The sequence below is a fragment of the Ruania suaedae genome (genome assembly GCF_021049265.1).
Classification (GTDB): Bacteria; Actinomycetota; Actinomycetes; order Actinomycetales; family Beutenbergiaceae; genus Ruania; species Ruania suaedae.
On record NZ_CP088018.1, the window covers coordinates 1,911,882 to 1,935,751 of the forward strand.

The following is a 23,870-nucleotide window of genomic DNA, read 5'->3' on the forward strand; positions in this document are numbered from 1 at the left end:
GGCGATGTCACCGGTGACACGTAGCGTGCGCGGTGATGATCGAGAACCTGCTCCGACCCGCCCCCGGCCGGCGGTTGCTGCGCGAGGACGAGGCGCCACGCGGCGCTCCCGTCCAGCTCGGCCTGGACGAGATCGGCACGCCCCTGGTCGATGCGACCTTCGTGGTCGTGGACCTGGAGACGACCGGTGGTTCGCCGCGCGAGAGTGCCATCACCGAGATCGGCGCCGTCAAGGTGCGCGGGGGCGAGGTGATCGGTGAGTTCCAGACCCTGGTCAATCCGGGCACCGGGATCCCGCCGACGATCACGGTCCTGACCGGGATCACCAACGCGATGGTGCTCACGGCCCCACCGATCACCGAGGTGCTCCCGGCCTTTCTCGACTTCTCCCATGGCGCGATCTTGGTGGCGCACAACGCCCGGTTCGACGTGGGGTTCCTGCGCGCCGCGTGCGAGCGGATGGACCTGGCGTGGCCGCGCCCCCAGGTCGTGGACACCGTGGCGCTCGCACGCCGGGTGGTGACCAGGGACGAGGCGCCCAACCACAAGCTCGCCAGCCTCGCGCGGTTGTTCGGCTCCGCCACCGCCCCGGATCACCGCGCGCTCACCGACGCCCGGGCGACGGTCGATGTGCTGCACGCGCTGCTCAGTCGGATGGCCGGCCTCGGCGTGACCCACGTGGAGGACCTCGTCACCGCGGCCGACCCCGTCCCCGCGGCGCGGCGTCGGAAGTCGACTCTCGCGGACGGTCTCCCGACGGGCCCGGGCGTCTACCAGTTCCTCGGGCCGAGTGGCGACATCCTCTACGTCGGAACGGCGGTCAACCTGCGCCGTCGCGTCCGCAGCTACTTCACGGCGGCCGAGAAGCGCCGGCGGATCAGCGAGATGGTCGACCTCGCCACGGCGGTGCGACCGGTGCCCTGCGCGACCGAGCTCGAGGCCGCTGTGCGCGAGCTGCGCGCGATCGCCGAGCACCGGCCCCCCTACAACCGCCGTTCCCGTGCTCCCGAGCGTCAGCCGTGGGTGCGCCTCACCGACGAGGCCTACCCCCGGCTGTCCGTCGTGCGCCACGTGCCCGAAGCCGCTGCGGGCCGGGCGATCGGGCCCTTCAGTTCGCGCGACCAGGCCGAGCTCGCCGTCGCCGCACTGGTGGCAGCCACCGGGCTGCGCACCTGTCGCCAGCGACTCCCCCGCACGCCCCGCCCCTCCGCGTCGGCCTGCGTTCTCGCCGAGATGGGCTCGTGCGTCGCGCCGTGCGTGCAGCACACCGGCGGGGAGTACGACGAGCGGGTGCAACGAGCGCTGGCCGCGCTGGGAGGGGACGCGAGCGATGTGGTGGCGGCTGCTCGCGCGAGTATCACCCGGCTCTCGCGCCAGCAGCGCTACGAGGAGGCCGGCCGGCGCCGCGACGAGCTGCTGGCGTACCTACGTGGGGCCTCCCGCACCGAGCGGCACGCGCCGCTGCGACGGGCTCCCCAGATCATCGCCGCCTGTCGCCGCCCCGACGGTGGCTGGGAGCTGCTGCTCGTGCGGTACGGCCGGTTCGCCGGCACCGCGGTGAGCTCGCGGGGTGCGCCCGTGATGAGCGTGGTGGAGGCCCTGGCAGCCAGTGGCGAGCAGGTGGAGGCGCCGGCCGGCCTCCCGGGGGCTGCCACCGCCGAGGAGACCGAGCTGATCCTGCGCTGGCTGGAGCGACCGGGGTGCCGGCTGGTCGAGGCGACCCTCGAGGCGCCGGACGAGGCGGCCGAGGGCAGCGGCGAGGCCGGGTGGTGCCTGCCGCTGACGGGTGCGAGCGCGGCGCTCCCCCGGCTGCACGAGCTGCTCTCGCGTCAGACCGAGCACGAGGTGCTCGGGCCCGACCCGCAGGAGTCGGTGGCCCGCCTCGCCGCGGCGATGGGGAGGCGCACCTCAGGCGTCACCGGCGCGGCATGATGGAGACATACGCGGCGTCCCAGCCACCGACGGCGCGCCGCCCAGATCAGGACACCGAACCGAGGAGACGCACATGATCACGGCGATCGTCCACATCGACGTCGAGGCCGACCGTATCCCGGAGGTCGCCGGCGCGGTCGCCGACCTTCCCGGCGTCACCGAGGCCTACTCCACCACCGGCGATGTCGACATCATCGCCATCGTCCGGGTCGATCAGCACGACATGCTCGCCGACGTCATCGCGGACCGGATCTCGAAGGTGACCGGGGTGGTCCGGACCCGGACGTTCATCGCCTTCCAGGCCTACTCCCAGCACGACCTGGAAGCGGCGTTCGCCCTGGGCCTGGACGACTGAGGACAGCCTCCCGCGCACGCCCGGGTCTCAGCGATCCGGGCTCAGTCGTCGTGGCTGGCCTGCACCCAGCCGGCGAGCGCACGCGCGGCGGCGCCCTCGTCGATCGAACGCCGAGCGGCCTCGATCCCAGCCGCGAACCGCTCCAGCAGCGAGCCCTCGCCCATGCCGGGCGACCCGCCGTGCGCAACGAGACCCGCCGCGGCATTGAGCAGCACGGCGTCCCGCACCGCCCCGGGTGCGCCGGCGAGGAGGTCCCGGGCGACCTGGGCATTGACCGCGGCGTCCCCGCCGCGCAGATCCGCCAGCGTGGCACGGGCCATGCCGAACTCGCGCGTCGCGTCGATGACGTGCTCGCGGACCTCGCAGCCGGCGGCCTCCCAGACCCGGGCGGGCGCCGTCGTGGCGAGCTCGTCCAGGCCGTCCTCACTGCGGAAGACCAGAGCGCTGGTGCCGCGCTGCGCGAGGACGCCCGCCATGATCGGTGCCATCCGCAGATCACCGACCCCGATCGCACCCGCGCGCGGACGCGCGGGGTTGGTCAGCGGCCCGAGCACGTTGAACGCCGTCGCCACGCCGAGTCCGCTCCGCGCGGCGGCGGCGTGGCGGAAGCCGGGGTGGAAGACCCGGGCGAACAGGAAGGTGATCCCCGCGCGGGCGGCCACTCGCTCGACGGCCCGCGGGTCGAGGTCCAACCGCACGCCGAGCGCCTCGAGCACGTCGGCGGAGCCGGAGGACGAGGACGCCGCACGATTGCCGTGCTTGACCACCCGGACCCCCGCACCGGCCACCACCAGCGCCGCCATCGTGGAGATGTTGACGCTCCGGTGCCGGTCTCCGCCGGTACCGACGATGTCGACGGCGTCGTCGTCGATCGATACGGGCAGGGCGTGACGCAACATCGCCTCCGCGAGTCCGGTGACCTCGGCCACCGTCTCCCCCTTGGCGCGCAGGGCCACCAGGAGGCCACCGAGCGCGACGGGTTCGCTCGCCCCGGACATCACCTGATCCATCACCCAGGACGTCTCCGCCGCGCTCAGGTCCTCCCCGGCGATCACGGAGGTGATCAGGTCCGGCCAGGTCGGCCCCGGCGCGGGGACCCTCATCGGCGGCGGACCAGATCGGCCATGGTCTCCTGCAGCGTGATCGGATCCAGCGGCATCGAGACCACGGCATCGGCTTCCGACCACGACGCCAGCCAGGCGTCCTGGGCGCGGGCGATCAGCAGCAGCACCGGTGGGCACCGGTAGATCTCGGTCTTGAGCGAACGGCACAGGCCCATCCCACCGAACTTCGCCGACTCGCCGTCGAGCACGAGCAGGTCGTAGCTGCCGTGCTCGACGTAGTCCACGACGGCGTCCGGTGTGGCGGCCTCGTGCCACCGGATCCGTGGGGTGTCGATCGAGGCGCGGCGGCCCACGCCGGTGAGCACCTGCTCGCGGGTGGTGACGTCGTCGCTGTACAGCAGCACCGACACCGTCTCCTCGGCCCCGGGGGCCTTCGCATCCTGCTGCGCGGCGGTCATCATGATCCTTCCGTCGCGGGGCGCTGGGCCCGCACCGTCGTGGTCCGTGCTCATCCTAGCCACCCTGCCACCCGGCACGGTGACGCGAGCGAGACGACGGCCAACGCCGGTTCGTCATCTCCTCGCCGGCGCGACGCGCCCGTAGATCACGTTTGGCCCACAATTTCGCCGGTCGGTGCCGATACCCCGGCGCGCGGTCCCCACCACGCCCCGAATCGGGCCATAATGACAAGGTGTCGTCTGCAACCACCACCCCGCACCTGGCGGTGAACCGTCCCAACCTGACTCAGGTGGGCACCATCGTCTGGCTCTCCTCCGAGCTGATGTTCTTCGCCGGGCTGTTCGCGATGTACTTCACCCACCGGTCGGTCGCCGGCCCCGAGGTGTGGAACGAGGGCTACGAGTTCCTCAACATCACCTTCTCCGGCATCAACACCGTGATCCTGGTGCTGAGTTCGGTCACGTGCCAGCTCGGCGTCTGGGCAGCGGAACGATTCCAGGCGGTGCGCACCGGCCGTGTGTGGCAGATCACCCGCTGGGGGATGCAGGAGTGGTTCATCCTCACCTACCTGATGGGGGCGACGTTCATCGCCGGTCAGGTCTTCGAGTACGCCGAGCTGGCTCACGCCGGTCTGACGCTGCAGAACTCCACCTACGGGTCCGTCTTCTACCTGGCCACCGGGTTCCACGGTCTCCACGTGGTCGGCGGACTCATCGCGTTCCTGTTCGTGCTGCTGCGCTCCTTCGCCGCCCATCGGTTCGGCGAGCACGAGGCCACGACCGCGCTCGTGGTCTCCTATTACTGGCACTTCGTCGATGCCGTCTGGATCGTGCTGTTCGGCGTGATCTACCTGCTCCCGATGCTCTGACGCGACCGTCAGAGGCGTCCATCCGTTCCCCCACCCGATTCGAGGATTCGTAGAAGTGAAGGCTTTAGCGGCGAGGCGACGGCACCGGTTGGCGCCGGTCATCCTGATGACGCTTGCGCTCCTGCTCACCGGCGCCGTGTACGCGGCGTTCGCTCCGAGCGCGGCCCAGGCCGAGACCGCCAGCCCCGACGATCTGACCCAGGGCGAACGTCTGTTCATCACGAACTGCTCGACCTGCCATGGCCTCGAGGCCGAGGGCACGCCCGAGGCGCCCTCGCTGATCGGCGTCGGGGCCGCATCGGTGCACTTCCAGATCGTCACCGGCCGGATGCCGATGGACGCGAACTCGCCGCAGGCCGAGGCCAAGCCGCCGCAGCTCACCGAGGAGCAGGCACGTCAGGTCTCCGCCTACATCGCCGCCATGGGTCCCGGGCCGTCGATCCCGTCCGCGGAGCAGGTCGACCCTGCCCTCGGTGATGCCGCCGTCGGTGGTGCGCTCTTCCGCACCAACTGCGCGATGTGCCACAACGCGGTCGGCGCCGGAGGCGCCCTGACCGAGGGCAAGTACGCCCCGGCGCTGTACGAGTCCACGCCCACGGAGATCTACGAGGCGATGCTCACCGGTCCGCAGTCGATGCCGGTGTTCAACGACGCCACGCTCACCGAGCAGGACAAGCGCGACATCATCACCTTCCTCGTCGAGCAGCGCGAGCCCAACCCGGGCGGCCTCAGCCTCGGCTCGATCGGGCCGGTCTCCGAGGGTGTGTGGGTGTTCGTCGTCGGGATGGGTGTGCTGATCGGCGCCGCGGTGTGGATCGGAGCGAGGTCGTCATGAGTACTGGGAACAGTGGGAACGCTGAGAACACAGAGCTGACCACGCGGGACGGCGAGCTGGTCTCGTTCGAGAACCCTGGTCTGGGTCCGCACCGCCCTCGGCTCGGCGACGAGGACCCGAAGGCCGCCAAGCGCTCCGAGCGTCAGGTCGTCGGCCTCTTCGTCGTCTCGATCCTCGCCACGATCGGTGGCGTGGTGGGCTACTTCGCCTTCCCGGTGGCCGAGGCGGACGCGGACAACGTCCGGCTCTCCACCCTGGTCCTCGGTCTCGGTCTGGGGCTGGGCATGCTCGGGATCGGCACGGCCGCCGTGCACTGGGCGAAGAGCCTCATGAACGACCACGAGAAGATCGAGGAGCGGCACGAGCAGCGTGGCGACGATGCCACCCGTGAACGCGCCGTCGAGATGCTGCAGGAGGGTGCCGACGATTCCGGCATCGCTCGCCGCCCCGTGCTCAAGGGAGCCTTCGGCGCGGCGCTGGCACTCGCGCCGCTGACCTTCGTGGTCCCGCTGGTCGGGAACCTGGGTGCGGACTGGAACGTCTCGAAGTTCCGGCACACCGCCTGGGCCGGGACCCCGGACGGCGGCCCGCGCTATCTCGCGACCGACCCGACCGACCGCCGGATCAAGGCCTCCGACATCACTCGCGGCAGCATGGTCCACGTCATGCCGCACCGACTGCCGGAGGAGGAGCACTACCTCGAGGAGAAGGCCAAGGCGGTCGTCATCCTGATGCGGGTCGATCCCTCCATCCTGAAAGAGCCCGAGGAACGACGAGGCTGGTCCTATGAGGGCATCGTCGCGTACTCGAAGGTCTGCACCCACGTCGGATGCCCCGTCGCGCTCTACGAGCAGCAGACCCATCACGTCCTGTGCCCGTGCCACCAGTCCACCTTCGACATCACCGACCAGGCGAAGGTGGTCTTCGGACCGGCGAAGCGACCCCTCCCCCAGCTGCCGATCGCAGTGGACGACGAGGGCTACCTCTACGCGCAGCAGGACTTCGACGAGCCGGTCGGCCCGAGCTACTGGGAGCGAGAGAGATGAGCACCCGTACGCAGGTACCGCAGCAGCGCAAGACGTCGCCGGCCGTGGCCGGCGGGGCGGACTTCCTGGACACCCGTGTGGGTGCCTCGAAGCTGGTGAAGGAGTTCGCCCGCAAGGTCTTCCCGGACCACTGGTCGTTCCTCCTGGGCGAGATCGCCCTGTTCAGCTTCGTGGTGCTGATCCTCAGCGGAGTCTTCCTCACCGCCTTCTTCGTGCCGAGCATGGCCGAGACGCACTACCCCGAGGACGCGCTGCCCGTCAGCATGCAGGGGTTGGAGATGACCGAGGCGTTCGCCTCGACGGTGCACATGTCCTTCCACGTGCCCGGCGGACTGCTGATGCGCCAGATCCACCACTGGGCAGCGCTGATGTTCGTCGGCGCCATGGTCGTGCACATGATGCGCGTGTTCTTCACCGGTGCCTTCCGGCGCCCGCGTGAGCTGAACTGGTTGGTCGGCTTCACGCTCCTCATCCTCGGCCTGGCCGCCGGCTTCACCGGCTACTCGCTGCCCGATGACGTGCTCTCGGGCAACGGCCTGCGGATCGCCGACGGCGTGCTCCGGGCGATCCCGCTCATCGGCAGCTACGGCAGCTACGCGCTGTTCGGCGGGGAGTTCCCCGGTACCGACATCATCCCGCGCCTGTTCACCGCGCACATCCTGCTCGTGCCGGGGTTGATCCTCGCGCTGATCGCCGTGCACCTGTTCCTCATCGTCTGGCACAAGCACACCCAGTTCCCGGGCCCGGGACGCACCGACCGGAACGTGGTCGGCTACCCCCTGTTCCCCGTCTACACCGCCAAGGCCGGTGGCTTCTTCTTCATCGTCTTCGGCGTGCTGGCGGTGATGGGTGCCACGATGAGCATCAACAACGTCTGGAACTACGGCCCCTACGATCCGTCGATCGTCGGCGCGGGCGCCCAGCCCGACTGGTACATGCTGTTCCTGGAGGGATCGCTGCGCCTGATGCCCGGCGAGACCGAGTGGGTGATCGGCGGCTACACGCTCTCCATGAACGTGCTGGTCCCCGGGGTGGTGGTGCCCGGCATCCTGTTCACCGTGCTGGCGCTGTTCCCGTTCATCGAGAACTTCGCCACCAAGGACACCGGCGAGCACCATGTGCTCGACCGGCCCCGCAACGCCCCGGTCCGCACGGCCGCCGGTGTCTCGATCCTCAGCGCCTTCTTCGTGCTGGTCGCTGCCGGGTCCAACGACATCATGGCCACCCACTTCCACCTGTCGCTGAACGCGATCACCTGGGCGTTCCGGGTGCTGATCTTCGTGCTCCCGGTGGTCTCGTTCGTCGTCACCAAGCGCATCTGCCTGAGCCTGCAACGCAAGGATCGCGAGCTGGTGCTGCACGGGCACGAGACGGGACGCGTGGTGCGGTTCGCCTCGGGTGAGTACATCGAGGTTCACCGCCCCCTGGATGACTACGAGCGCTGGGTGCTGGTCGCCCACGAACCCCGACGCCCGCTCGAGATCGCTCCCGAGGAGGACGCCTCCGGTGTGCGCCGGCCCACCTACAGCAGGGATCGGCTGCGTCAGCGGGTCTCGCGCTTCTTCTACGAGGACCGGATCGAGCCGGTGACGCCGTCCGAGTTGTCCGCCGCACACTCCCACGGCGAGCACGACGAGGTCGAGGCCAGTCCCGCCCGCGAGACGATCGGAGCATCCTCGCGCTGATCGGGTTACGGTGGGATCGTGGGGGTCGCCGCCCGGTGACCGCCCGCCCGTACCCGGGCCGGTCGGCCAGGGTACGGCTGACAGGAACACTGTCACGACACCACGATCGCCACGTCTCTAACAGGAGGACCCCGATGGCTGAGTACACGCTTCCTGACCTGCCCTACGACTATTCGGCACTCGAGCCGCACATCTCCGGCAAGATCATGGAGCTGCACCACGACAAGCACCACGCGACCTATGTCGCGGGGGCGAACACGGCCCTGGAGAAGCTCGAGGAGGCGCGCGCAGCTGACGACCTCGGCACGGTGAACTTGCTCGAGAAGAACCTGGCGTTCAACCTGGGTGGCCACATCAACCACACCATCTTCTGGAACAACCTCTCCCCCGACGGAGGCGGCGAGCCGGATGGTGAACTCGCGGCGGCGATCACGGAGTTCTTCGGGTCGTTCTCCGCCTTCCAGAGCCACTTCGCCGCGAATGCCGCGGGGATCCAGGGTTCGGGCTGGTCGGTGCTCGGATGGGACAGCCTCGGTGAGCGGCTGGCCATCTTCCAGCTCTTCGACCAGCAGGCCAACGTCCCGGTCTCGATCACTCCCCTGCTCATGCTGGACATGTGGGAGCACGCGTTCTACCTCGACTACCTGAACGTCAAGGCCGAGTACATCAAGGCGTTCTGGAACATCGCGAACTGGCAGGACGTGGCAGCACGCCTGGCGAAGGCCCGGTCGACCTCGACCGTCTGAGTCGCGCCCAGGGCACGTCCCGACGACGCACGGCCCGTACCTGCCGTGAGGCAGATACGGGCCGTGCGTCGTCGTGGGGTGCTGCTCGATCCGGGCGCCCGGGCCACCGACCCGGCGCCCGGCAGCAGCCGCGCACAGCAGCGGGGCCGGAGCGCACACGGCGTGTGTGCTCCGGCCCCGCTGCGTCGTCTGTGCAGGTGCCTCAGTGGGCGTGGTGGTTGCGACTGAACTCCAGCACGTGCCCGACCAATCCGATGACGGAGACCGCGACACCGATACCGAACAGCCACCACCCGACCGCCGCGCCGAGGAAGACCAGCGAGACCGCCACTCCGAGCACGAAGGGCCACCAGCTCCACGGTGAGAAGGTGCCGTACTCCCCTGCAGCCTCGGCTACGTCGGCCATCGGATCGTCCTCCGGCCGCGGGTCGATCCGGCGGCTGAGGGTCATCAGGTAGAACCCGACCATCCCCCACAGCCCGACCACCAGCGCCAGCGCTGTCGATCCGACCGGCTCCCAGCTCGACCAGAAGCCGTAGAGCAGGAACAGCGGGACGAAGAACCCGACCAGTCCGAGGAAGAACAGCGCCTCGATCCGCATCGGCTTGTACGGCTCGGTACGGGGGCCGTGCGTCTCCTCGCTCATCGGCGCTCTCCATCCTTGTCATCACCACTGCGGTCCTGGGCGACCTCGGCCTCACCGCGCCGGTCGGCGTCACCGTAGACCTTGTCCAGCAGATCCGGATCGGGATTGGCGTAGTCCATGGCCGCGACCTCGGGGTGGTGCAGGTCGAAGGCCGGGCGCTCGGAACGGATCCGGGGCAGGGTCACGAAGTTGTGCCGGGGCGGCGGGCAGGAGGTGGCCCACTCGAGCGAGTTGCTGAAGCCCCAGGGGTCATCCACCTCGACCTTCTTCCCCGTCCGCCACGTCTTGTACACGTTCCACAGGAACGGCAGGGTCGACAGCGCCAGCACCACCGAGGAGATGGTGGACAGCTGGTTCATCCACACGAAGTCCGGCTCGGGGAGGTAGTCCGGGACACGACGCTGCATGCCCATCACGCCCAGCCAGTGCTGGATCAGGAACGTGCCGTGGAAGCCGAAGAACAGCAACCAGAAGTGGACCTTGCCCCAACGGTCGTCGAGCATCGTGCCGGTGAACTTGGGCCACCAGAAGTAGAAGCCGGCGAACATCGCGAAGACCACGGTCCCGAAGACCACGTAGTGGAAGTGGGCGACCACGAAGTAGGTGTCGGTGACGTGGAAGTCCAGCGGCGGGCTCGCGAGGATGATGCCGGTCAGCCCGCCGAACAGGAAGGTGACCAGGAAGCCGATGCACCACAGCATCGGTGACTCGAAGGTGAGCTTGCCGCGCCACATCGTGCCGATCCAGTTGAAGAACTTCACCCCGGTCGGGACCGCGATCAGCATCGTCATCACCGAGAAGAACGGCAGCAGCACCTGGCCGGTGGAGTACATGTGGTGCGCCCACACGGTCACCGACAGCCCGGCGATGGCGATGGTGGCGAAGACCAGACCCATGTAGCCGAAGATCGGCTTGCGCGAGAAGACCGGGATGATCTCGGAGACGATGCCGAAGAACGGCAGCGCGATGATGTAGACCTCGGGGTGGCCGAAGAACCAGAACAGGTGTTGCCAGAGCATCGCCCCGCCGTTCTCGGCGGCGAAGATCTGCGACCCCAGGATCCGGTCGGCGCCGAGACCGAACAGTGCGGCCGCGAGGATCGGGAAGGCCATCAGCGCCAGGATCGAGGTGAGCAGGATGTTCCAGGTGAAGATGGGCATCCGGAACATGGTCATGCCCGGCATCCGCATGCACAGGATCGTGGTGATGAAGTTGACGGACCCGAAGATGGTGCCGAACCCGGTCATCGCCAGGCCCATCACCCACAGGTCACCACCGAGCCCGGCGGTGTAGGTCGCATTCGACAGCGGTGTGTAGGCGAACCATCCGAAGCTCGCGGCGCCACGCGGGGTGAGAAAGCCGGCACTGGCGATGATCCCGCCGAACAGGAACAGCCAGTACGCGAACATGTTCAGCCGCGGGAAGGCGACGTCCGGAGCGCCGATCTGTAGCGGCACCAGGATGTTGCCGAAGCCGACGAACAGCGGCGTTGCGAACAGCAGCAGCATGATCGTGCCGTGCATGGTGAACAACTGGTTGTACTGCTCACCGCTGGCCACGATCTGGATCCCGGGCTCGAAGAGCTCGGCGCGGATGATCAGGGCGAGCAGTCCGCCGAAGCAGAAGAAGATGAAGGAGGTGATCAGGTACAGGTACCCGATGGTCTTGTGGTCGGTGGTGGTCATCCACGCCACGACCGTCCGGCCCAGGCTGCGGCGTCCCTCCCGCAGGCCCGGGACCGCCTCGGTGTCGCCGACCGTGCCCTGCACGTCGTCCTGGATGGCCATCAGTTCTCCGATCCCTCGTCCTCGGTGCCGCCGATCGGGCTGGACACGTCGGCCGCGTTCTGCCGGTCGTACTCCGGCCCGAGGTCGCCGGTCTGGCCGGCCTCGCGGAGCGTCGCCATCTGCGCCTGGTACTCCTCGGCGGAGACGACCGCGACGTTGAAGTACATGTACCCGTGGTACTCCCCGCAGAGCTCGGCACACTTGCCCACGTAGGTGCCCTCCTCGTTCGGCGTCAGCATGAAGCTGTTCACCTCACCGGGGATGGTGTCCATCTTGTAGAGGAAGGCCGGGACCCAGAACGAGTGCGCGACGTCCCGGCTGCGCAGGGTGAACTCGACCGTCTCGCCCACCGGCAGATACAGCGTCGGGAAGTCGGCCGTCGCATCCATGGTGCCGTCGAGCTGGGCCTGGATCCCCGTGTCCCAGACGTCCTCGTCGGTGTAGACGAAGTCCCACGTCCACTGCCGGCCGTAGACGTCGATGTGCACATCGGCCTCGGTCTCGGGGTTGGTGATCTCCTCCTGCAGCGTGGCGGTGTAGTAGAAGAGCACGCCCACCATCACCAGCGGTACGAAGGTGTAGAGCAGCTCCAGCGGCAGGTGGTACCGCAGCTGCACCGGGAGCCTGTCGTCCCCCTTGCGCTTGCGGTAGGCGATCACGCACCAGATGATCAGGCCCCACGTGATGACCCCGACGATCAGGGCCGCGATCCACGAGCCGTTCCACAGGGTGACGACGTTGTCGCTGTGCTCGGTGATCCCCGGTGTCCCGGGCAGCCACCCCCTCGAGACCTGTTCCGCAGAGCACCCGGCGAGAGCGAGCGCAGAGACGAGCCCGAGCGCCCCGAGGCCGACCGCGCGGCGCCTCGTGGTCCGGGAAGAGGGCGTTGGCACGATCCTCAAGCCTTCCGACGTCATGATCCTGATCTACCGGCCACCGTCACGGTGCTGACCACTGACGCGGACACAGGCGTGCTGCGGTCTGCCGGCACCGCTCACTCTATCCTGAGATCGGCGACGGGAGCGCACCCGGCACGCCCTGGGGAGCCGGCCCGGACCGGCCGCCCACGCCCGCGAACGCCTGGTGTCAGCGTGCCGCGAGCACGTCCACGACGTGTGCGTAGGCGGGGCCCTGTTCGCTCGCCGGGGTCAGGACCAGCACCCGCGAACCGACCGGGACCTCCACCAGGGCGTCGACGATCGAGCCGGAGCCCACGAACCCGGCATAGGGCCCGTCGCCGCCGGTCCCCTCGAGCGGCCAGCTGCTCCCGGCCGCGGTGCCGTCCCAGGCCGTGGTGGCGTAGCCGATGGCCACCGACTGCCCGGTGGCCACGGCCTCGCCGGAGCCCTCGGCGATCACGATCGAGTCCAGCTCCTGCGGTTCGGCGGCGTCCTCGGGCACGGTGACCGATGCCGGCTCACCCAGCCCTCCGGCGATCTCCACGGGCAGATCGGCGGCCGGGGTGACCTCGGCAGCGTCGGCCTCCCCGGTGGCGCCACGACCGAACGCGTCGACGACGTCGACGACGAAGACGATGGTGTCCTCGGCCCCGATCCCGGCGTTGGGGTTACCGCCCTGCGGGCCGTACCCCAGGTCATTGGGGATGCTCAGCAGCAGCCGGGAGCCGACGGGGTGCCCGGGTATCCCCTGCGTCCACCCCTGGACGACGCTGTTCAGGGAGAACATCGACGGCTCCCCGCGGCTGTAGGAGTCGTCGAACGTCTCCTGCTCGCCCCAGACGATGCCGGCGTAGTGCGCCACCACGACGGCGCCCTCCTCCACCTGCTCACCGTCGCCCTCGGAGAGCACCTCGACCTGCAACCCCTCGGGGGGTTCGGTGTCGTCGAAGCCGAACGCCGGCGCGTCGCCGAACTCGCCGTCCACCTCGGGCAGGGCCACGTCCTCGGCGGCCGTGCTCGGTGCCGCATCCGTCTCCGGCGCGGGGCTCGGGCCCTCGTCCGCCTCGGCGCAGGCCGTCAGGGCAAGGCCGGCGGCGAGCAGGAGTGCCAGGGAGCGGGCAGGGCGGAGCGTCACAGGTGTCTCGTCTCGGTCGGAGGAGGTGGGAGGCGGGCGCGCGCTCGAGGAGCGATCACACACGCCGACGGCCGCGCGGCACTCGCGGGGAGGCTACGCGGCCGTCGTGGCTCGGGTGGAAGGTGGCGTCAGTGGAAGGAGTCGCCGCAGGCGCAGGAGCCACCGGCGTTCGGGTTGTCGATCGTGAAGCCCTGCTTCTCGATGGTGTCGGCGAAGTCGATCGTCGCACCGGCGAGGTAGGGCACGCTCATCTTGTCAACGATGACCTCGACGCCGTCGAAGTCACGAACCGCATCGCCGTCGAGGTAACGCTCGTCGAAGTAGAGCTGGTAGATCAGGCCCGAGCAACCGCCGGGCTGGACGGCCACACGCAGGCGCAGGTCGTCGCGACCCTCCTGCTCGAGGAGCGTCTTCACCTTGGTCGCAGCGATGTCGGTCAGGGCGACCTCGTGCTCGAGCGCTTCCGTGGTGGGCGTGGTCTGCGTCATCTGTCTCTCCGAAGGTCGTGCGCGCCGGTCTCCCGGCCTGCTAGCGGGAGCAACACCCGCCGTGCTCCCGGTATTCCCCGGCTCGTCCGGCGGGCCGGGGTCGCGAGGGCACCTACTGGGCGGCTTCCTGCCCGTCCAGGGTACGTCACGGAGCCCAGGTGCGCCGGATCCGCTCGGCCCGTCTCACCATGTCGTCCCACGGGTCCGCAGCGGCGGGCGGGTCCTGGTGCGCCAGACCTGGCGTGCGCGGGTCCCGGACGGGGTAGGTCGCGCTGACGCCGACCCGGGCGCCGTCACGCCGGCTCACCTGCACGTCCTGCCCGACGGCGACCACCGGCACCCCGTGCGCCATCGCGGCCCGCCCGACCGCGGCCACCACGCCGGTGTGCATGGCCGTGCCGTCCAGGGTGGTGCAGCCCGTGAGCACGAGATCGACCTCCCCGGACAGCTCGACCACCCCGGTCTCGGCCGCCACCACCTCCGCCCCGGGCAGCAGCCGGGCGCCGAGCACGGCGAGCGCGAAGGCGGAACCACCGCCTGCGCCGGTGCCCTGATCGCGGGTGGGGCGAACCACCGGGCGTGGTCGGCTCCGCAGCTGCAGGCCCGAGCCGGCGCCTGCGGGGCCCCCGCCCTCATCGGCTGCCGCGAGGATGCGCTCGGCGATCTCGCCCACCGCTCGTTCCGCCTCCTGCGCCTGGGCCGGGGAGATACCGGGACGGCTCGACAACGCGGCGCCGGCCCCGTGCAGGCCGAGCAACGGCAGATCGGTGGCCGCGGCGACATCGAGCTGCACGTCGCCCAGTCGCTCGCGCAGTCGCGGGAGCGAGGCGAGGGCGTCGTCGAACCCCAGCAGCTCGGCTAGGCGTCGCAGGAACCCGAGGCCACCGTCGTGGACCGCGGTCGGGCCCAGTCCGATCACGATCCGGGACGCGCCGGTCTGCAGCGCGGCCATCACCAGGTCGGCCACCGGCGCGGTCGTCCCCGTCCGGAGCAGCACACCGGCGTCGCTGCCCACGGAACCGCCGCCCAGGGCCACGCTGGTCTCCGCGAAAGCCGTACCGCCCGAGCGCCCGGGCACGTGCAGGAGCGCGGCCGGCACCCGGCCCGGATCGCCGCCCGGGATGTCCACCGGTCGCACGAGCACCGGGACGAGCTCGCCGCCGCGGGCGCTGCGCACCGACTCCACGAGCTCCTCGTCGCCGTCGCTCATCGGGCGCTCGAGCACCTCGTGGCCGGCGGCCACCCACGCACCGGCCAGCGCGCGGGTGGCCTCCACCGCGGACAGGGCGGGGCCGATGGCCCCGACAGAGATCAGCACACGCACAGGGCCAGTGTGCCACCGCGGTCGGGGCCCACCGGCGCCTCGACTAGGCTGGTCGATGTGTTCGGACGGAAGAGGAACGAGGACCTGGCGCCCATCGTCGAGGACGAGGCGCCCGCGGGCAAGGGACGGCCGACCCCCCGACGGCGTGAAGCCGAGGCGCGGAACAAGCGGCCGCTGGTCCCGACCGACCGCAAGGCCGCCCGGCGCGAACAGCGGGCCAAGTACGCCCAGGCCCGGGAGCGCATGAACGAGGCGATGGTCACCGGTGACGACCAGCACATGCCCGCCCAGCACCGTGGCCCGGTGCGGCGCTACCTGCGCGACTACGTCGACGCCCGGTGGAACCTGGGCGAGCTGTTCCTGCCCATCGCCGCCCTCATCGTGGCGATCATGCTCGGTGCCAGCTTTCTGCCCGGCCTCACCGAGGTGGCACTGATCGCCTTCTACTCGCTGTACATCATCGTCTTCGTCGCCCTCACCGACGCCATCGTCCTGGCCTTCCGGCTGCGGCGGAAGGCCCGCATCAAGTTCGGCCCCGAACGGGTGGGCCGCGGGGTGATCCTGTACGTGATCATGCGCGCCTTCCAGCTACGCCGCACGCGGCTGCCCAAGCCGCAGAACGTCCGTGGAGCCTTCCCGGTCTGAGCGCCGGCTCGGCAGCGCCTCAGCCCGCGACCCGTAGGATCGCGGTATGCACTTCCGACACCTCGGCCGCTCCGGCCTGAAGATCAGCGAGATCACCTACGGCAACTGGATCACCCACGGCTCCCAGGTGGAGAACGACACGGCGACCGCGTGCGTGCGCGCGGCGCTGGACGCGGGGATCACCTCCTTCGACACCGCGGACGTCTACGCCAACACCAAGGCCGAGGAGGTCCTGGGCGCGGCGCTGGCGGGCGAACGCCGCGAGAGCGTGGAGATCTTCACGAAGGTCTACTTCCCGACCGGCCCGATGGGACCGAACGACACCGGCCTGTCCCGCAAGCACATCATGGAGTCGATCAACGGCTCGCTGCGCCGGCTGGGCACCGACTACGTCGACCTCTATCAGGCGCACCGGTACGACTACGCCACGCCGCTGGAAGAGACGATGCAGGCGTTCGCCGACATCGTCCGGGCCGGCAAGGCCCACTACATCGGGGTCAGCGAGTGGACCGCCGACCAGCTGCGCGCCGGCCACGCCCTGGCCCGGGAGCTGGGGATCCACCTGGTCTCCAGTCAACCGCAGTACTCGATGGTCTGGCGGGTGATCGAGGACGAGGTCGTGCCCACCTCGGCCGAGCTCGGTGTCTCCCAGATCGTCTGGTCGCCGATCGCCCAGGGCGTGCTGACCGGCAAGTACCTGCCCGGTCAGGATGCCCCGGAGGGATCGCGCGCCGCCGATGCCAAGGGCGGCGCGAAGATGATCGAGGGGATGCTGAATCGCGAGAACCTGCTGCAGCGGGTCCAGGACCTGCGCCCGGTGGCCGAGGAGCTCGACCTGACGATGGCCCAGCTCGCCGTCGCGTGGGTGCTCCAGAACGACAACGTCGCCGCGGCCCTGATCGGCGCCTCCCGTCCCGAGCAGGTCGCCGAGAACGTGGCGGCTGCAGGCGTGCGGATCCCGGGCGAGCTCATGCAGCGCATCGACGAGATCCTCGGCGACAGTGTGGTGCGCGACCCGGCGCAGACGGAGAAGTCCTCCCCCAAGGAACGTCTCTGCTGAGAGCCCCCTCGGCCGGCGCGGCGCTCAGCCGCGCCGGCCGCGGTTGATCCGCCCGGGCCAGGCCGGGCCGGCGTAGATGAACGCCGAGTACGCCTGCACCAGGGTGGCGCCGGCGCGCAGATAGGCCTCGACGTCGGCCGCGTCCGAGATCCCGCCGACACCGATGACGACGGGCCCGGGCCCGAGCACGCGGCGCACCAGGCGCACGACCTCCAGCCCCCGGGGGCGCAGCGGCGGCCCCGACAGGCCCCCGGGGCCGTGCGCGTGATCGATCGTGGTGTTGACGGCCACCACACCGGCCAGCTCGAGCTCGCCGGCGAGGCGGGCGACGGCCTCGACGTCGGCGTCGGCCAGGTCGGGAGCGATCTTGACCAGGACCGGCACCTCGCGGGCGGCGGCCGCGGTCGCCGCGTCCCGGACGGCGCTGAGGATGGGACGCAGGGCGTCGGTCTGCTGCAGGTCGCGCAGGCCCGGGGTGTTGGGCGAGGAGACGTTCACGACGAGGTAGTCCGCATAGGGCGCCAGCGCCCGTGCGCTGGCGGTGTAGTCCTCGACGGCCGCCGCCGCCGGCGTGATCTTCGACTTGCCGATGTTGACGCCGAGGACCATCCGCCGGCCGTGCGGGCTGCGGCGCAGCCGCGCCAGCCTGCGGGCCGCGGCGTCGGCGCCGGCATTGTTGAACCCCATCCGGTTCACCAGGGCCCGCTCCGGCAGCAGCCGGAACAGCCGCGGCGGGGGGTTGCCCGGCTGCGGCAGCGCCGTCACGGTCCCGACCTCCACGAACGCGAAGCCGAGGGCGTCCAGGCCCGCTGCCATCGTCGCATCCTTGTCGAAACCGGCCGCCGCGCCCAGGACGCCGTGCAGCTCGCGGCCGAAGACGCTCCGCACGGGAGCTGTGGCCGTGCGTCCCAGCACCGCGCGCACCGTCTCCCGCAGCGGCGCGAGGGACCCGGTCGCGCGGATCAGCGCACCCGCGAGGCGGTGGGCCGCCTCGGGCTCGATCCGGGTGAAGACCTGGGAGAACAGCATGCTGTACGGGCTGACCACGCCCACACCCTAGCGCTCAGCCGTGCGCGATCCTCGCCGGCGAGGATCGCCACATCCAGAACAGGCCGAGCAGCGGCAGCACCGCGGGCACGTACCCGTACCCGGCGCCGAAGTGCGACCACACGCTGGCATGGGGGAACAGATCGGGCTGGGCGAGGCTGAGCGCCCCGACGGTGAGGACGCCCACGAGTTCGAAGGTGACCGTCACCCAGGCCACCCGACGCATCCGGCGCCCGTTGTGCGCCATCGCCACGGTCGCCGCGAGGTAGACCACCGCGGCCACCGCCGAGAGCACGTAGGCCAGCGGAGCCTCCGAGGCGTCCCGGATCAGCTGGACGGCCGCCCTGGCCGTCGCGGAGACCGCGAACACGCCGTAGACGAAGATCAGCACCCGCCCCGCACCGTAGGCGGGCCTACGGGTGTCCTCGGCACTTCCCGCCTCACTCCCGGACTCTCTGCCGGCCCCGCCTGTGCTCATCCGCCCCCTCCCGACACCCAGATCTGATGGACGCGCAGCTGGAGCACCATCATCGTCACGCAGGCGGCGACGAGCACCACCGAACTCCACCTCGACCTCTCGGCCACCGCGACCACCGCCGCCGCCGGGAGCAGCAGCGCCGTCGTCACCAGATAGCCCCACAGCAGCACGCCGTCGACCACGTGGCCGCGAGCGGTGAGCACCGCGGCGACCACCATCTGAACCACGATCCCCAGCTCGAGCACGGCACCGGCCAGCAGCTGGCGCAGGATCACCGCCTGGTCACGCACCGCTCGCACCACGCCCCAGATCGCGAGCAGCAGGGCTGCACCGACGAGCACGGCGATGACGATGGACACGGGTGCACAGTAGTGCGTCGCCCGCGGTGAGTGGCAGTCACGACCGTTGGACGGACCGGTGGGCGGCTCGCATACGATGCATGACGTGACCGATCTGACACTGACCAGCAAGAGCCCGCAACGACTGACCACCGACGTGCTCGTCGTCGGTGTCGCGGAGGAGTCGGGCAAGCCCGTGATCGAAGCAGCCGCCTCCTTCAGCCGTGCCACGCGGGCGGCGATCGAGCGCGCGATCACCCTGCTCGGCGTCACGGGGCGTGCGGGTGAAGTGACGAAGATCCCCGCCGGGGCCGAGCTCAAGGCCGAGCTGCTGGTCCTGACGGGCACGGGGGCGCCCGCTCCGTCGGCTCACGTGGGCCGTGAACGGTTGCGGCGCGCCGCCGGTTCCGCTCTCGCGGCGCTGAGCGGGCCGGCGCGCGTGAGCCTCGCCCTCCCCATCGGCGATGCCGCGGACCTGCAGGCGGTCGCGGAGGGGGCCCTGCTGGGCAGCTACCGGGCCGTGCCGGCCCAGGACGCGCAGGCGGCCGCCGAGGAGATCGAGATCCTCACCACCGCCGCCGGCACCTCCGGCAAGGCTGGCCGGGCCGCGCTGGACCGGGCCCGGACCGTCGCCGAGGCGGTGCACGGCACCCGCGATCTGGTCAACCTCTCCCCCAACGTGCTCTATCCCGAGTCGTTTGCCGCGCGTGCCCGTGACCTCGTCAAGGGCACCAAGGTCAAGGTCAGCGTGCTGGAGGAGAAGGCGCTCGCCGAGGGTGGCTACGGCGGTCTGATCGGCGTCGGGCAGGGTTCGGCCCGCGGGCCTCGCCTGGTGCGGCTGGAGTACCGCCCGCCCCGTGCCCGCCGCCACATCGCGCTGGTGGGCAAGGGCATCACGTTCGACTCCGGCGGGTTGTCCCTGAAGCCGGCCGCGGGCATGGAGAAGATGAAGAACGACATGGCGGGGGCCGCAGCCGTGCTGCACACCGTCGTCGCCGCGGCGCGCCTAGGCCTGCCGGTGGCGGTCACCGGGTGGCTCGCGCTCGCGGAGAACATGCCCTCCGGGTCCGCACAGCGGCCCTCTGACGTCATCACCATCCGCGGCGGGACCACCGTCGAGGTGCTCAACACCGACGCCGAGGGGCGCCTGGTGATGGCCGATGCCCTGGTCGCCGCGACGGAGGAGAAGCCGGACACGGTCATCGACATCGCCACCCTGACCGGTGCCCAGATGGTTGCCCTCGGCAACCAGGTCAGCGCCGTGATGGGGACCGACGACGTGCGCGAGCTCGTCGTCGAGGCGGCCGGGCAGGCGGGCGAGCAGTTCTGGCCGATGCCGTTGCCGGACGAGCTGCGCGCCTCGATGAACACCCCGATGGCGGACATCGCCAACATGGGCGAGCGCTACGGCGGGATGCTCGTCGCGGGCCTGTTCCTGCGCGAGTTCGTCGGCGACACCCCGTGGGCCCACCTCGACATCGCCGGTCCCGCCTTCAACGACTCCACCCCTCGCCACTACGTACCCAAGGGCGGCACCGGCGTCGGGGTGCGGACCCTGCTGGAGTTGCTCGCCGCTGCCGGCGCGTGAGCAACCCCACCCCCGCCCTGCGCCGCCTGCAGTTGGGAGGCGGCGCCGTCAGTGCCAAGATGGACGTGCACGCCGCCCCGGCCAGGGTGGTCGCGCCGGCGAGGAGGAGGGTGAGGTGACCACAGCGCAGCAGCCGTGGGACGTCGTCGTCCTGGGGGGCGGCAGCGGTGGGTACGCCGCGGCACTGCGCGGTGCCCAGCTCGGTCTGCGCGTCGCCCTCGTCGAGCGCGACGAGGTGGGAGGCACCTGCCTGCACCGTGGCTGCATCCCGACCAAGGCCTGGCTGCACGCCGCCGAGGTCGCCGATCAGGCGCGCGACGCCGCCCGGATCGGCGTGCGGGTCACGGTCGAGGGAATCGACGGCGGCGCGGTACGCGACTACTCCGACGGGATCGTCGCCCGGCTGCACCGTGGGCTGCAGGGCCTGATCCGCGCCGGTGGGATCGAGGTGGTCCGGGGCACCGGTCGCCTGGTCGCACCGGACACCGTCCGTGTCACCACCCCCGACGGCGCAGCTCACGACCTGCTCGGCCGTCACCTGGTGCTGGCCACCGGTTCCCGCAGCAAGGTCCCGGACGTGTTCCCCCGCGGCGCGCGGATCCTCACCTCCGAAGACGCGCTGCGCCTCACCGACATCCCGCGGCGCGTGGTCGTGGTGGGCGGCGGTGTCATCGGCGTGGAGTTCGCGAGCCTGTGGCGCTCCTTCGGCGCCCAGGTCACGATCCTGGAGGCACTGGAGCGGCTTCTGCCGGCCGAGGACCCCGCCATCTCGCGCGGGCTGGAGCGAGCGCTGCGGGCCCGGGGCATCGAGGTGCGCACCGGCGCGCAGGTGCGCAGCACCGAGGAGACCGGAGACGAGGTCCGCGTCCTGCTGGCGGAGGGTGAACTCACGTGCGACACGCTGCTCGTCGCCGTCGGCCGCGAGCCCGTCACCGACGGCCTGGGCCTGGCTGAGGCGGGGATCGCCCTCGAAGGCGGATGGGTGCGCACCGACCAGCACCTGCATACCGGTGTCGGCGCCGTCTACGCGGTCGGGGACCTGGTCGCCGGACCACAGCTGGCGCACCGGGGCTTCGCGCACGGGATCGCCGTCGCCGAGCGGATCGCCGGGATGGAGCCGGTCGTGGTCCCGGACGAGCAGATCCCGCGGGTCACCTACAGCGACCCCGAGGTCGCCTCGGTGGGTCTGACCGAGCCCGCCGCTCGCGAGCGGTTCGGCACCGACGGCGTCGAGACGATCGAGCACTCCCTGGCCGGCAATGGCAAGAGCCAGATCCTCGGGACGTCCGGGATGGTGAAGCTGGTACGGCAGACTGGTGGACCGATCGTCGGTGTGCACCTGCTCGGCAGCCGGGTGGGAGAGCAGATCGGCGAGGCACAACTCTGGGTGGGCTGGGAGGCCTACCCTCAAGACATCACCCCGTTCGTGCACGCACACCCCACACAGAACGAGGCGCTGGGCGAGGCCGCACTGGCCCTGGCCGGTCAGCCGCTGCACGCTCACTCGTGAGAAAGACCCTTCGAGAAGGAGACTGAAGAGGCCATGTCCCAATCCGTACAGATGCCAGCCCTCGGTGAGAGCGTCACCGAAGGCACAGTCACCCAGTGGCTGAAGTCCGTGGGTGACACGGTGGAGGTGGACGAGCCGTTGCTTGAGGTCTCCACCGACAAGGTCGACACCGAGGTCCCCTCCCCCGTGGCCGGTGTGCTCGAGAAGATCCTGGTCGAGGAGGACGAGACCGTGGAGGTGGGCGCCGACCTCGCCGTCATCGGCTCCGGCGAGGAATCCTCCGACTCCGGTTCCGACTCCGGTGAGCAGTCCGAGCCCGAGGACGCCCCGGCCGCGGAGTCGAGCGACCAGGCGCAGGCCGAGGAGGACGAGCCGGCCCCCACCCAGGAGTCGCCCCAGGCGAGCGCCGAGGACTCCGAAGACTCCGAGGACGCTGCCGAGGAGTCCTCCTCCGAGCAGGCCTCGAGCGGGTCCGACGACGGTGAGCGCACCGCGGTGACGCTTCCGGCACTCGGCGAGAGCGTGACCGAGGGAACCGTCACCCAGTGGCTGAAGTCCGTGGGCGACACGGTCGAGGTGGACGAGCCGTTGCTGGAGGTCTCCACCGACAAGGTCGACACCGAGGTCCCCTCCCCGGTCGCCGGCACCCTCCTGGAGGTCGTCGTCTCCGAGGACGAGACGGTCGAGGTGGGCGGGACGCTCGCCTACGTCGGGTCCGGGCAGCCGGCGTCCGCGTCCGAGGGCCAGCCCGAGGAGAAGGCGGAGCAGAAGTCCGAGCCCGAGCCGAAGGCCGAGGAGAAGGCTGAACCGGAGCCCGAGCCGGAGCCGCAGGAAGAGGCGGAGCCGCAGGAGAAGTCCGAGCCGGAGCCGCAGGAGAAGCCGCAGCCGCGTGCCGAGCAGGCACCTGAGTCCAAGGCCGACGAGAAGCAGGGTCCGGGTGAGGAGGGCGGCTCCCGCGACAGTGGCACCCCCTACGTCACTCCCCTGGTCCGCAAGCTGGCCGCCGACAAGGGCGTGGAGCTGAGCAGCCTGACCGGTACCGGCGTCGGGGGCCGGGTGCGCAAGCAGGACGTCCTCGACGCGGCCGAGAAGGCAGCGGCACCGTCCGAGTCCGCTCCCACCGAGCAGGCCTCGTCCGAGCAGTCCGAGGGCCAGCGCTCCCAGGCGCCGGCACCGAAGGTGGAGGTCTCGCCGCTGCGCGGCACCACCGAGAAGATGTCCCGGCTGCGCAAGATCGTGGCGCAGCGGATGGTGGAGTCCCTGCACACCTCCGCCCAGCTGACCACCGTGGTCGAGGTCGACGTCACCAAGGTGGCGCGGCTGCGGGCGCGCGCCAAGGACGATTTCCAGGCCCGCGAGGGCGTCAAGCTCACGTTCCTGCCGTTCTTCACACTGGCGGCGACCGAGGCGCTCAAGCAGTTCCCGAAGCTCAACGCGAGCATCGACGGTGACGAGGTCATCTACCACGGCAGCGAGAACGTGGGTATCGCGGTCGACACCGAGCGCGGTCTCCTCGTGCCCGTGATCAAGGATGCGGGCGACCTCAACATCGCCGGGATCGCCCGGAAGATCTCCGACCTGGCCGCGCGCACCCGCGACAACAAGGCCACCCCGGACGAGCTCGGCGGTGGGACGTTCACGATCACCAACACCGGTTCGGGTGGTGCGCTGTTCGACACCCCGATCCTGTTGCAGCCGCAGGTCGGGATCCTGGGCGTGGGCACCATCGTCAAGCGTCCGGTCGTGGTGAGCGACGCGGACGGAGCCGAGGTGATCGCCATCCGGTCGATGGTCTACCTGGCCCTGTCCTACGACCACCGCCTGGTCGACGGCGCCGACGCCGCCCGCTTCCTCACGGCGATGAAGGGCCGCCTCGAGGAGGGCCGGTTCGAGTCGGCCCTCGGCCTGTAGTTCCGCCGCCTCCGGGCGGATGAGC

The 23,870-nt window shown here is 70.6% G+C and carries 23 protein-coding genes; 12 read left to right on the plus strand and 11 right to left on the minus strand.

The features are described 5' to 3' along the window. Window positions 1-35: 35 nt before the first annotated feature. Window positions 36-1,931, plus strand: coding sequence for a DEDD exonuclease domain-containing protein (locus LQF12_RS08850; protein WP_231052577.1), 1,896 nt, complete (start codon window positions 36-38; stop codon window positions 1,929-1,931). Between the two features lie 73 nt (window positions 1,932-2,004). Then, on the plus strand, window positions 2,005-2,286 hold the full coding sequence (locus tag LQF12_RS08855) for an Lrp/AsnC family transcriptional regulator (protein WP_231052578.1): 282 nt from the start codon (window positions 2,005-2,007) through the stop codon (window positions 2,284-2,286). A 41-nt stretch (window positions 2,287-2,327) separates the two neighbouring features. On the opposite strand, the gene trpD is transcribed toward LQF12_RS08855, so the two are convergent. Together trpD and LQF12_RS08865 are read right to left on the minus strand one after the other, a co-directional pair. Continuing rightward, a complete protein-coding gene (trpD, locus tag LQF12_RS08860; RefSeq protein ID WP_231052579.1) occupies window positions 2,328-3,389 on the minus strand; it encodes an anthranilate phosphoribosyltransferase in 1,062 nt (353 codons plus the stop codon). Then, window positions 3,386-3,811, minus strand: a complete 426-nt coding sequence (locus LQF12_RS08865; RefSeq protein ID WP_354004666.1) for a response regulator transcription factor — start codon at window positions 3,809-3,811, stop codon at window positions 3,386-3,388. The genes trpD and LQF12_RS08865 overlap by 4 nt, the downstream gene beginning before the upstream one ends. Window positions 3,812-4,041: 230 nt before the next feature. Between LQF12_RS08865 and ctaE the strand changes: the two genes are divergently transcribed. The 5 genes from ctaE (at window position 4,042) to LQF12_RS08890 (ending at window position 8,989) form a co-directional block, all read left to right on the plus strand. Next, on the plus strand, window positions 4,042-4,677 hold the full coding sequence (gene ctaE, locus LQF12_RS08870) for an aa3-type cytochrome oxidase subunit III (protein WP_231052580.1): 636 nt from the start codon (window positions 4,042-4,044) through the stop codon (window positions 4,675-4,677). A 55-nt stretch (window positions 4,678-4,732) separates the two neighbouring features. Further along, a complete protein-coding gene (gene qcrC / locus LQF12_RS08875; protein WP_231052581.1) occupies window positions 4,733-5,512 on the plus strand; it encodes a cytochrome bc1 complex diheme cytochrome c subunit in 780 nt (259 codons plus the stop codon). Continuing rightward, window positions 5,509-6,558 carry a cytochrome bc1 complex Rieske iron-sulfur subunit gene (qcrA, locus tag LQF12_RS08880; RefSeq protein ID WP_231052582.1) on the plus strand — a complete coding sequence of 350 codons (1,050 nt, stop codon included), beginning with the start codon at window positions 5,509-5,511 and terminating at the stop codon, window positions 6,556-6,558. Before qcrC ends, qcrA begins: the two co-directional genes overlap by 4 nt. Then, a complete protein-coding gene (gene qcrB / locus LQF12_RS08885) occupies window positions 6,555-8,243 on the plus strand; it encodes a cytochrome bc1 complex cytochrome b subunit (RefSeq protein WP_231052583.1) in 1,689 nt (562 codons plus the stop codon). Before qcrA ends, qcrB begins: the two co-directional genes overlap by 4 nt. Before the next feature lie 134 nt (window positions 8,244-8,377). Beyond that, window positions 8,378-8,989 carry a superoxide dismutase gene (locus LQF12_RS08890; protein ID WP_231052584.1) on the plus strand — a complete coding sequence of 204 codons (612 nt, stop codon included), beginning with the start codon at window positions 8,378-8,380 and terminating at the stop codon, window positions 8,987-8,989. Between the two features lie 202 nt (window positions 8,990-9,191). Here LQF12_RS08890 and LQF12_RS08895 read toward each other — a convergent pair whose 3' ends face one another. The 6 genes from LQF12_RS08895 to LQF12_RS08920 all read right to left on the minus strand — a co-directional run bounded on the left by LQF12_RS08895 (window position 9,192) and on the right by LQF12_RS08920 (window position 15,268). Continuing rightward, the gene (locus tag LQF12_RS08895) at window positions 9,192-9,635 is read right to left on the minus strand and encodes a cytochrome c oxidase subunit 4 (protein WP_354004667.1); all 444 of its coding nucleotides are present in this window, start codon (window positions 9,633-9,635) and stop codon (window positions 9,192-9,194) included. Then, window positions 9,632-11,422: an aa3-type cytochrome oxidase subunit I gene (gene ctaD / locus LQF12_RS08900; RefSeq protein WP_231052585.1), complete on the minus strand. Its 1,791-nt coding sequence runs from the start codon at window positions 11,420-11,422 to the stop codon at window positions 9,632-9,634. The genes LQF12_RS08895 and ctaD overlap by 4 nt, the downstream gene beginning before the upstream one ends. After that, on the minus strand, window positions 11,422-12,315 hold the full coding sequence (gene ctaC / locus LQF12_RS08905; RefSeq protein ID WP_231052586.1) for an aa3-type cytochrome oxidase subunit II: 894 nt from the start codon (window positions 12,313-12,315) through the stop codon (window positions 11,422-11,424). Before ctaC ends, ctaD begins: the two co-directional genes overlap by 1 nt. Window positions 12,316-12,508: 193 nt before the next feature. Beyond that, window positions 12,509-13,456, minus strand: a complete 948-nt coding sequence (locus LQF12_RS08910; protein WP_231052587.1) for an FKBP-type peptidyl-prolyl cis-trans isomerase — start codon at window positions 13,454-13,456, stop codon at window positions 12,509-12,511. Window positions 13,457-13,584: 128 nt separating this feature from the next. Beyond that, window positions 13,585-13,944 (minus strand): iron-sulfur cluster insertion protein ErpA, encoded by a 360-nt coding sequence (erpA, locus tag LQF12_RS08915; RefSeq protein WP_231052588.1) that lies wholly within the window; start codon window positions 13,942-13,944, stop codon window positions 13,585-13,587. Between the two features lie 145 nt (window positions 13,945-14,089). Beyond that, on the minus strand, window positions 14,090-15,268 hold the full coding sequence (locus LQF12_RS08920; RefSeq protein WP_231052589.1) for a glycerate kinase: 1,179 nt from the start codon (window positions 15,266-15,268) through the stop codon (window positions 14,090-14,092). A 57-nt stretch (window positions 15,269-15,325) separates the two neighbouring features. Here LQF12_RS08920 and LQF12_RS08925 point away from each other — a divergent pair, with 57 nt between their 5' ends. Both LQF12_RS08925 and LQF12_RS08930 read left to right on the plus strand, forming a co-directional pair. Further along, complete coding sequence (locus LQF12_RS08925; RefSeq protein ID WP_231052590.1) at window positions 15,326-15,913, plus strand: DUF3043 domain-containing protein; 588 nt, start codon at window positions 15,326-15,328, stop codon at window positions 15,911-15,913. 46 nt (window positions 15,914-15,959) lie between these two features. After that, window positions 15,960-16,973, plus strand: a complete 1,014-nt coding sequence (locus tag LQF12_RS08930; protein WP_231052591.1) for an aldo/keto reductase family protein — start codon at window positions 15,960-15,962, stop codon at window positions 16,971-16,973. A gap of 24 nt (window positions 16,974-16,997) precedes the next feature. Here LQF12_RS08930 and LQF12_RS08935 read toward each other — a convergent pair whose 3' ends face one another. From LQF12_RS08935 to LQF12_RS08945, 3 genes are read right to left on the minus strand one after another with little or no spacing between them, the layout of a single operon-like run. Beyond that, on the minus strand, window positions 16,998-18,020 hold the full coding sequence (locus LQF12_RS08935; RefSeq protein WP_231052592.1) for a quinone-dependent dihydroorotate dehydrogenase: 1,023 nt from the start codon (window positions 18,018-18,020) through the stop codon (window positions 16,998-17,000). Between the two features lie 16 nt (window positions 18,021-18,036). Beyond that, the gene (locus LQF12_RS08940) at window positions 18,037-18,498 is read right to left on the minus strand and encodes a hypothetical protein (RefSeq protein WP_231052593.1); all 462 of its coding nucleotides are present in this window, start codon (window positions 18,496-18,498) and stop codon (window positions 18,037-18,039) included. Then, window positions 18,495-18,857, minus strand: coding sequence for a hypothetical protein (locus LQF12_RS08945; RefSeq protein WP_231052594.1), 363 nt, complete (start codon window positions 18,855-18,857; stop codon window positions 18,495-18,497). The genes LQF12_RS08940 and LQF12_RS08945 overlap by 4 nt, the downstream gene beginning before the upstream one ends. Before the next feature lie 76 nt (window positions 18,858-18,933). Here LQF12_RS08945 and LQF12_RS08950 point away from each other — a divergent pair, with 76 nt between their 5' ends. From LQF12_RS08950 to sucB, 3 genes are all read left to right on the plus strand, one after another. Beyond that, window positions 18,934-20,424 (plus strand): leucyl aminopeptidase, encoded by a 1,491-nt coding sequence (locus LQF12_RS08950; protein ID WP_231052595.1) that lies wholly within the window; start codon window positions 18,934-18,936, stop codon window positions 20,422-20,424. A 115-nt stretch (window positions 20,425-20,539) separates the two neighbouring features. After that, complete coding sequence (gene lpdA, locus LQF12_RS08955; RefSeq protein WP_231052596.1) at window positions 20,540-21,934, plus strand: dihydrolipoyl dehydrogenase; 1,395 nt, start codon at window positions 20,540-20,542, stop codon at window positions 21,932-21,934. A gap of 33 nt (window positions 21,935-21,967) precedes the next feature. Further along, window positions 21,968-23,845 carry a 2-oxoglutarate dehydrogenase, E2 component, dihydrolipoamide succinyltransferase gene (gene sucB / locus LQF12_RS08960; protein ID WP_231052597.1) on the plus strand — a complete coding sequence of 626 codons (1,878 nt, stop codon included), beginning with the start codon at window positions 21,968-21,970 and terminating at the stop codon, window positions 23,843-23,845. Window positions 23,846-23,870: the final 25 nt, after the last annotated feature.

What these genes read in the sequence shown, in the direction of transcription:
- erpA (WP_231052588.1), bottom strand. Translation starts at nt 13,944, where the DNA reads ATGACGCAGACCACGCCCACCACGGAAGCGCTCGAGCACGAGGTCGCC.
- sucB (WP_231052597.1), top strand. Translation starts at nt 21,968, where the DNA reads ATGTCCCAATCCGTACAGATGCCAGCCCTCGGTGAGAGCGTCACCGAA.
- LQF12_RS08930 (WP_231052591.1), top strand. Translation starts at nt 15,960, where the DNA reads ATGCACTTCCGACACCTCGGCCGCTCCGGCCTGAAGATCAGCGAGATC.
- LQF12_RS08850 (WP_231052577.1), top strand. Translation starts at nt 36, where the DNA reads ATGATCGAGAACCTGCTCCGACCCGCCCCCGGCCGGCGGTTGCTGCGC.
- LQF12_RS08855 (WP_231052578.1), top strand. Translation starts at nt 2,005, where the DNA reads ATGATCACGGCGATCGTCCACATCGACGTCGAGGCCGACCGTATCCCG.
- ctaD (WP_231052585.1), bottom strand. Translation starts at nt 11,422, where the DNA reads ATGGCCATCCAGGACGACGTGCAGGGCACGGTCGGCGACACCGAGGCG.
- LQF12_RS08895 (WP_354004667.1), bottom strand. Translation starts at nt 9,635, where the DNA reads ATGAGCGAGGAGACGCACGGCCCCCGTACCGAGCCGTACAAGCCGATG.
- LQF12_RS08865 (WP_354004666.1), bottom strand. Translation starts at nt 3,811, where the DNA reads ATGATGACCGCCGCGCAGCAGGATGCGAAGGCCCCCGGGGCCGAGGAG.
- LQF12_RS08890 (WP_231052584.1), top strand. Translation starts at nt 8,378, where the DNA reads ATGGCTGAGTACACGCTTCCTGACCTGCCCTACGACTATTCGGCACTC.
- LQF12_RS08940 (WP_231052593.1), bottom strand. Translation starts at nt 18,498, where the DNA reads ATGAGCACAGGCGGGGCCGGCAGAGAGTCCGGGAGTGAGGCGGGAAGT.
- trpD (WP_231052579.1), bottom strand. Translation starts at nt 3,389, where the DNA reads ATGAGGGTCCCCGCGCCGGGGCCGACCTGGCCGGACCTGATCACCTCC.
- LQF12_RS08950 (WP_231052595.1), top strand. Translation starts at nt 18,934, where the DNA reads ATGCATGACGTGACCGATCTGACACTGACCAGCAAGAGCCCGCAACGA.
- qcrB (WP_231052583.1), top strand. Translation starts at nt 6,555, where the DNA reads ATGAGCACCCGTACGCAGGTACCGCAGCAGCGCAAGACGTCGCCGGCC.
- qcrA (WP_231052582.1), top strand. Translation starts at nt 5,509, where the DNA reads ATGAGTACTGGGAACAGTGGGAACGCTGAGAACACAGAGCTGACCACG.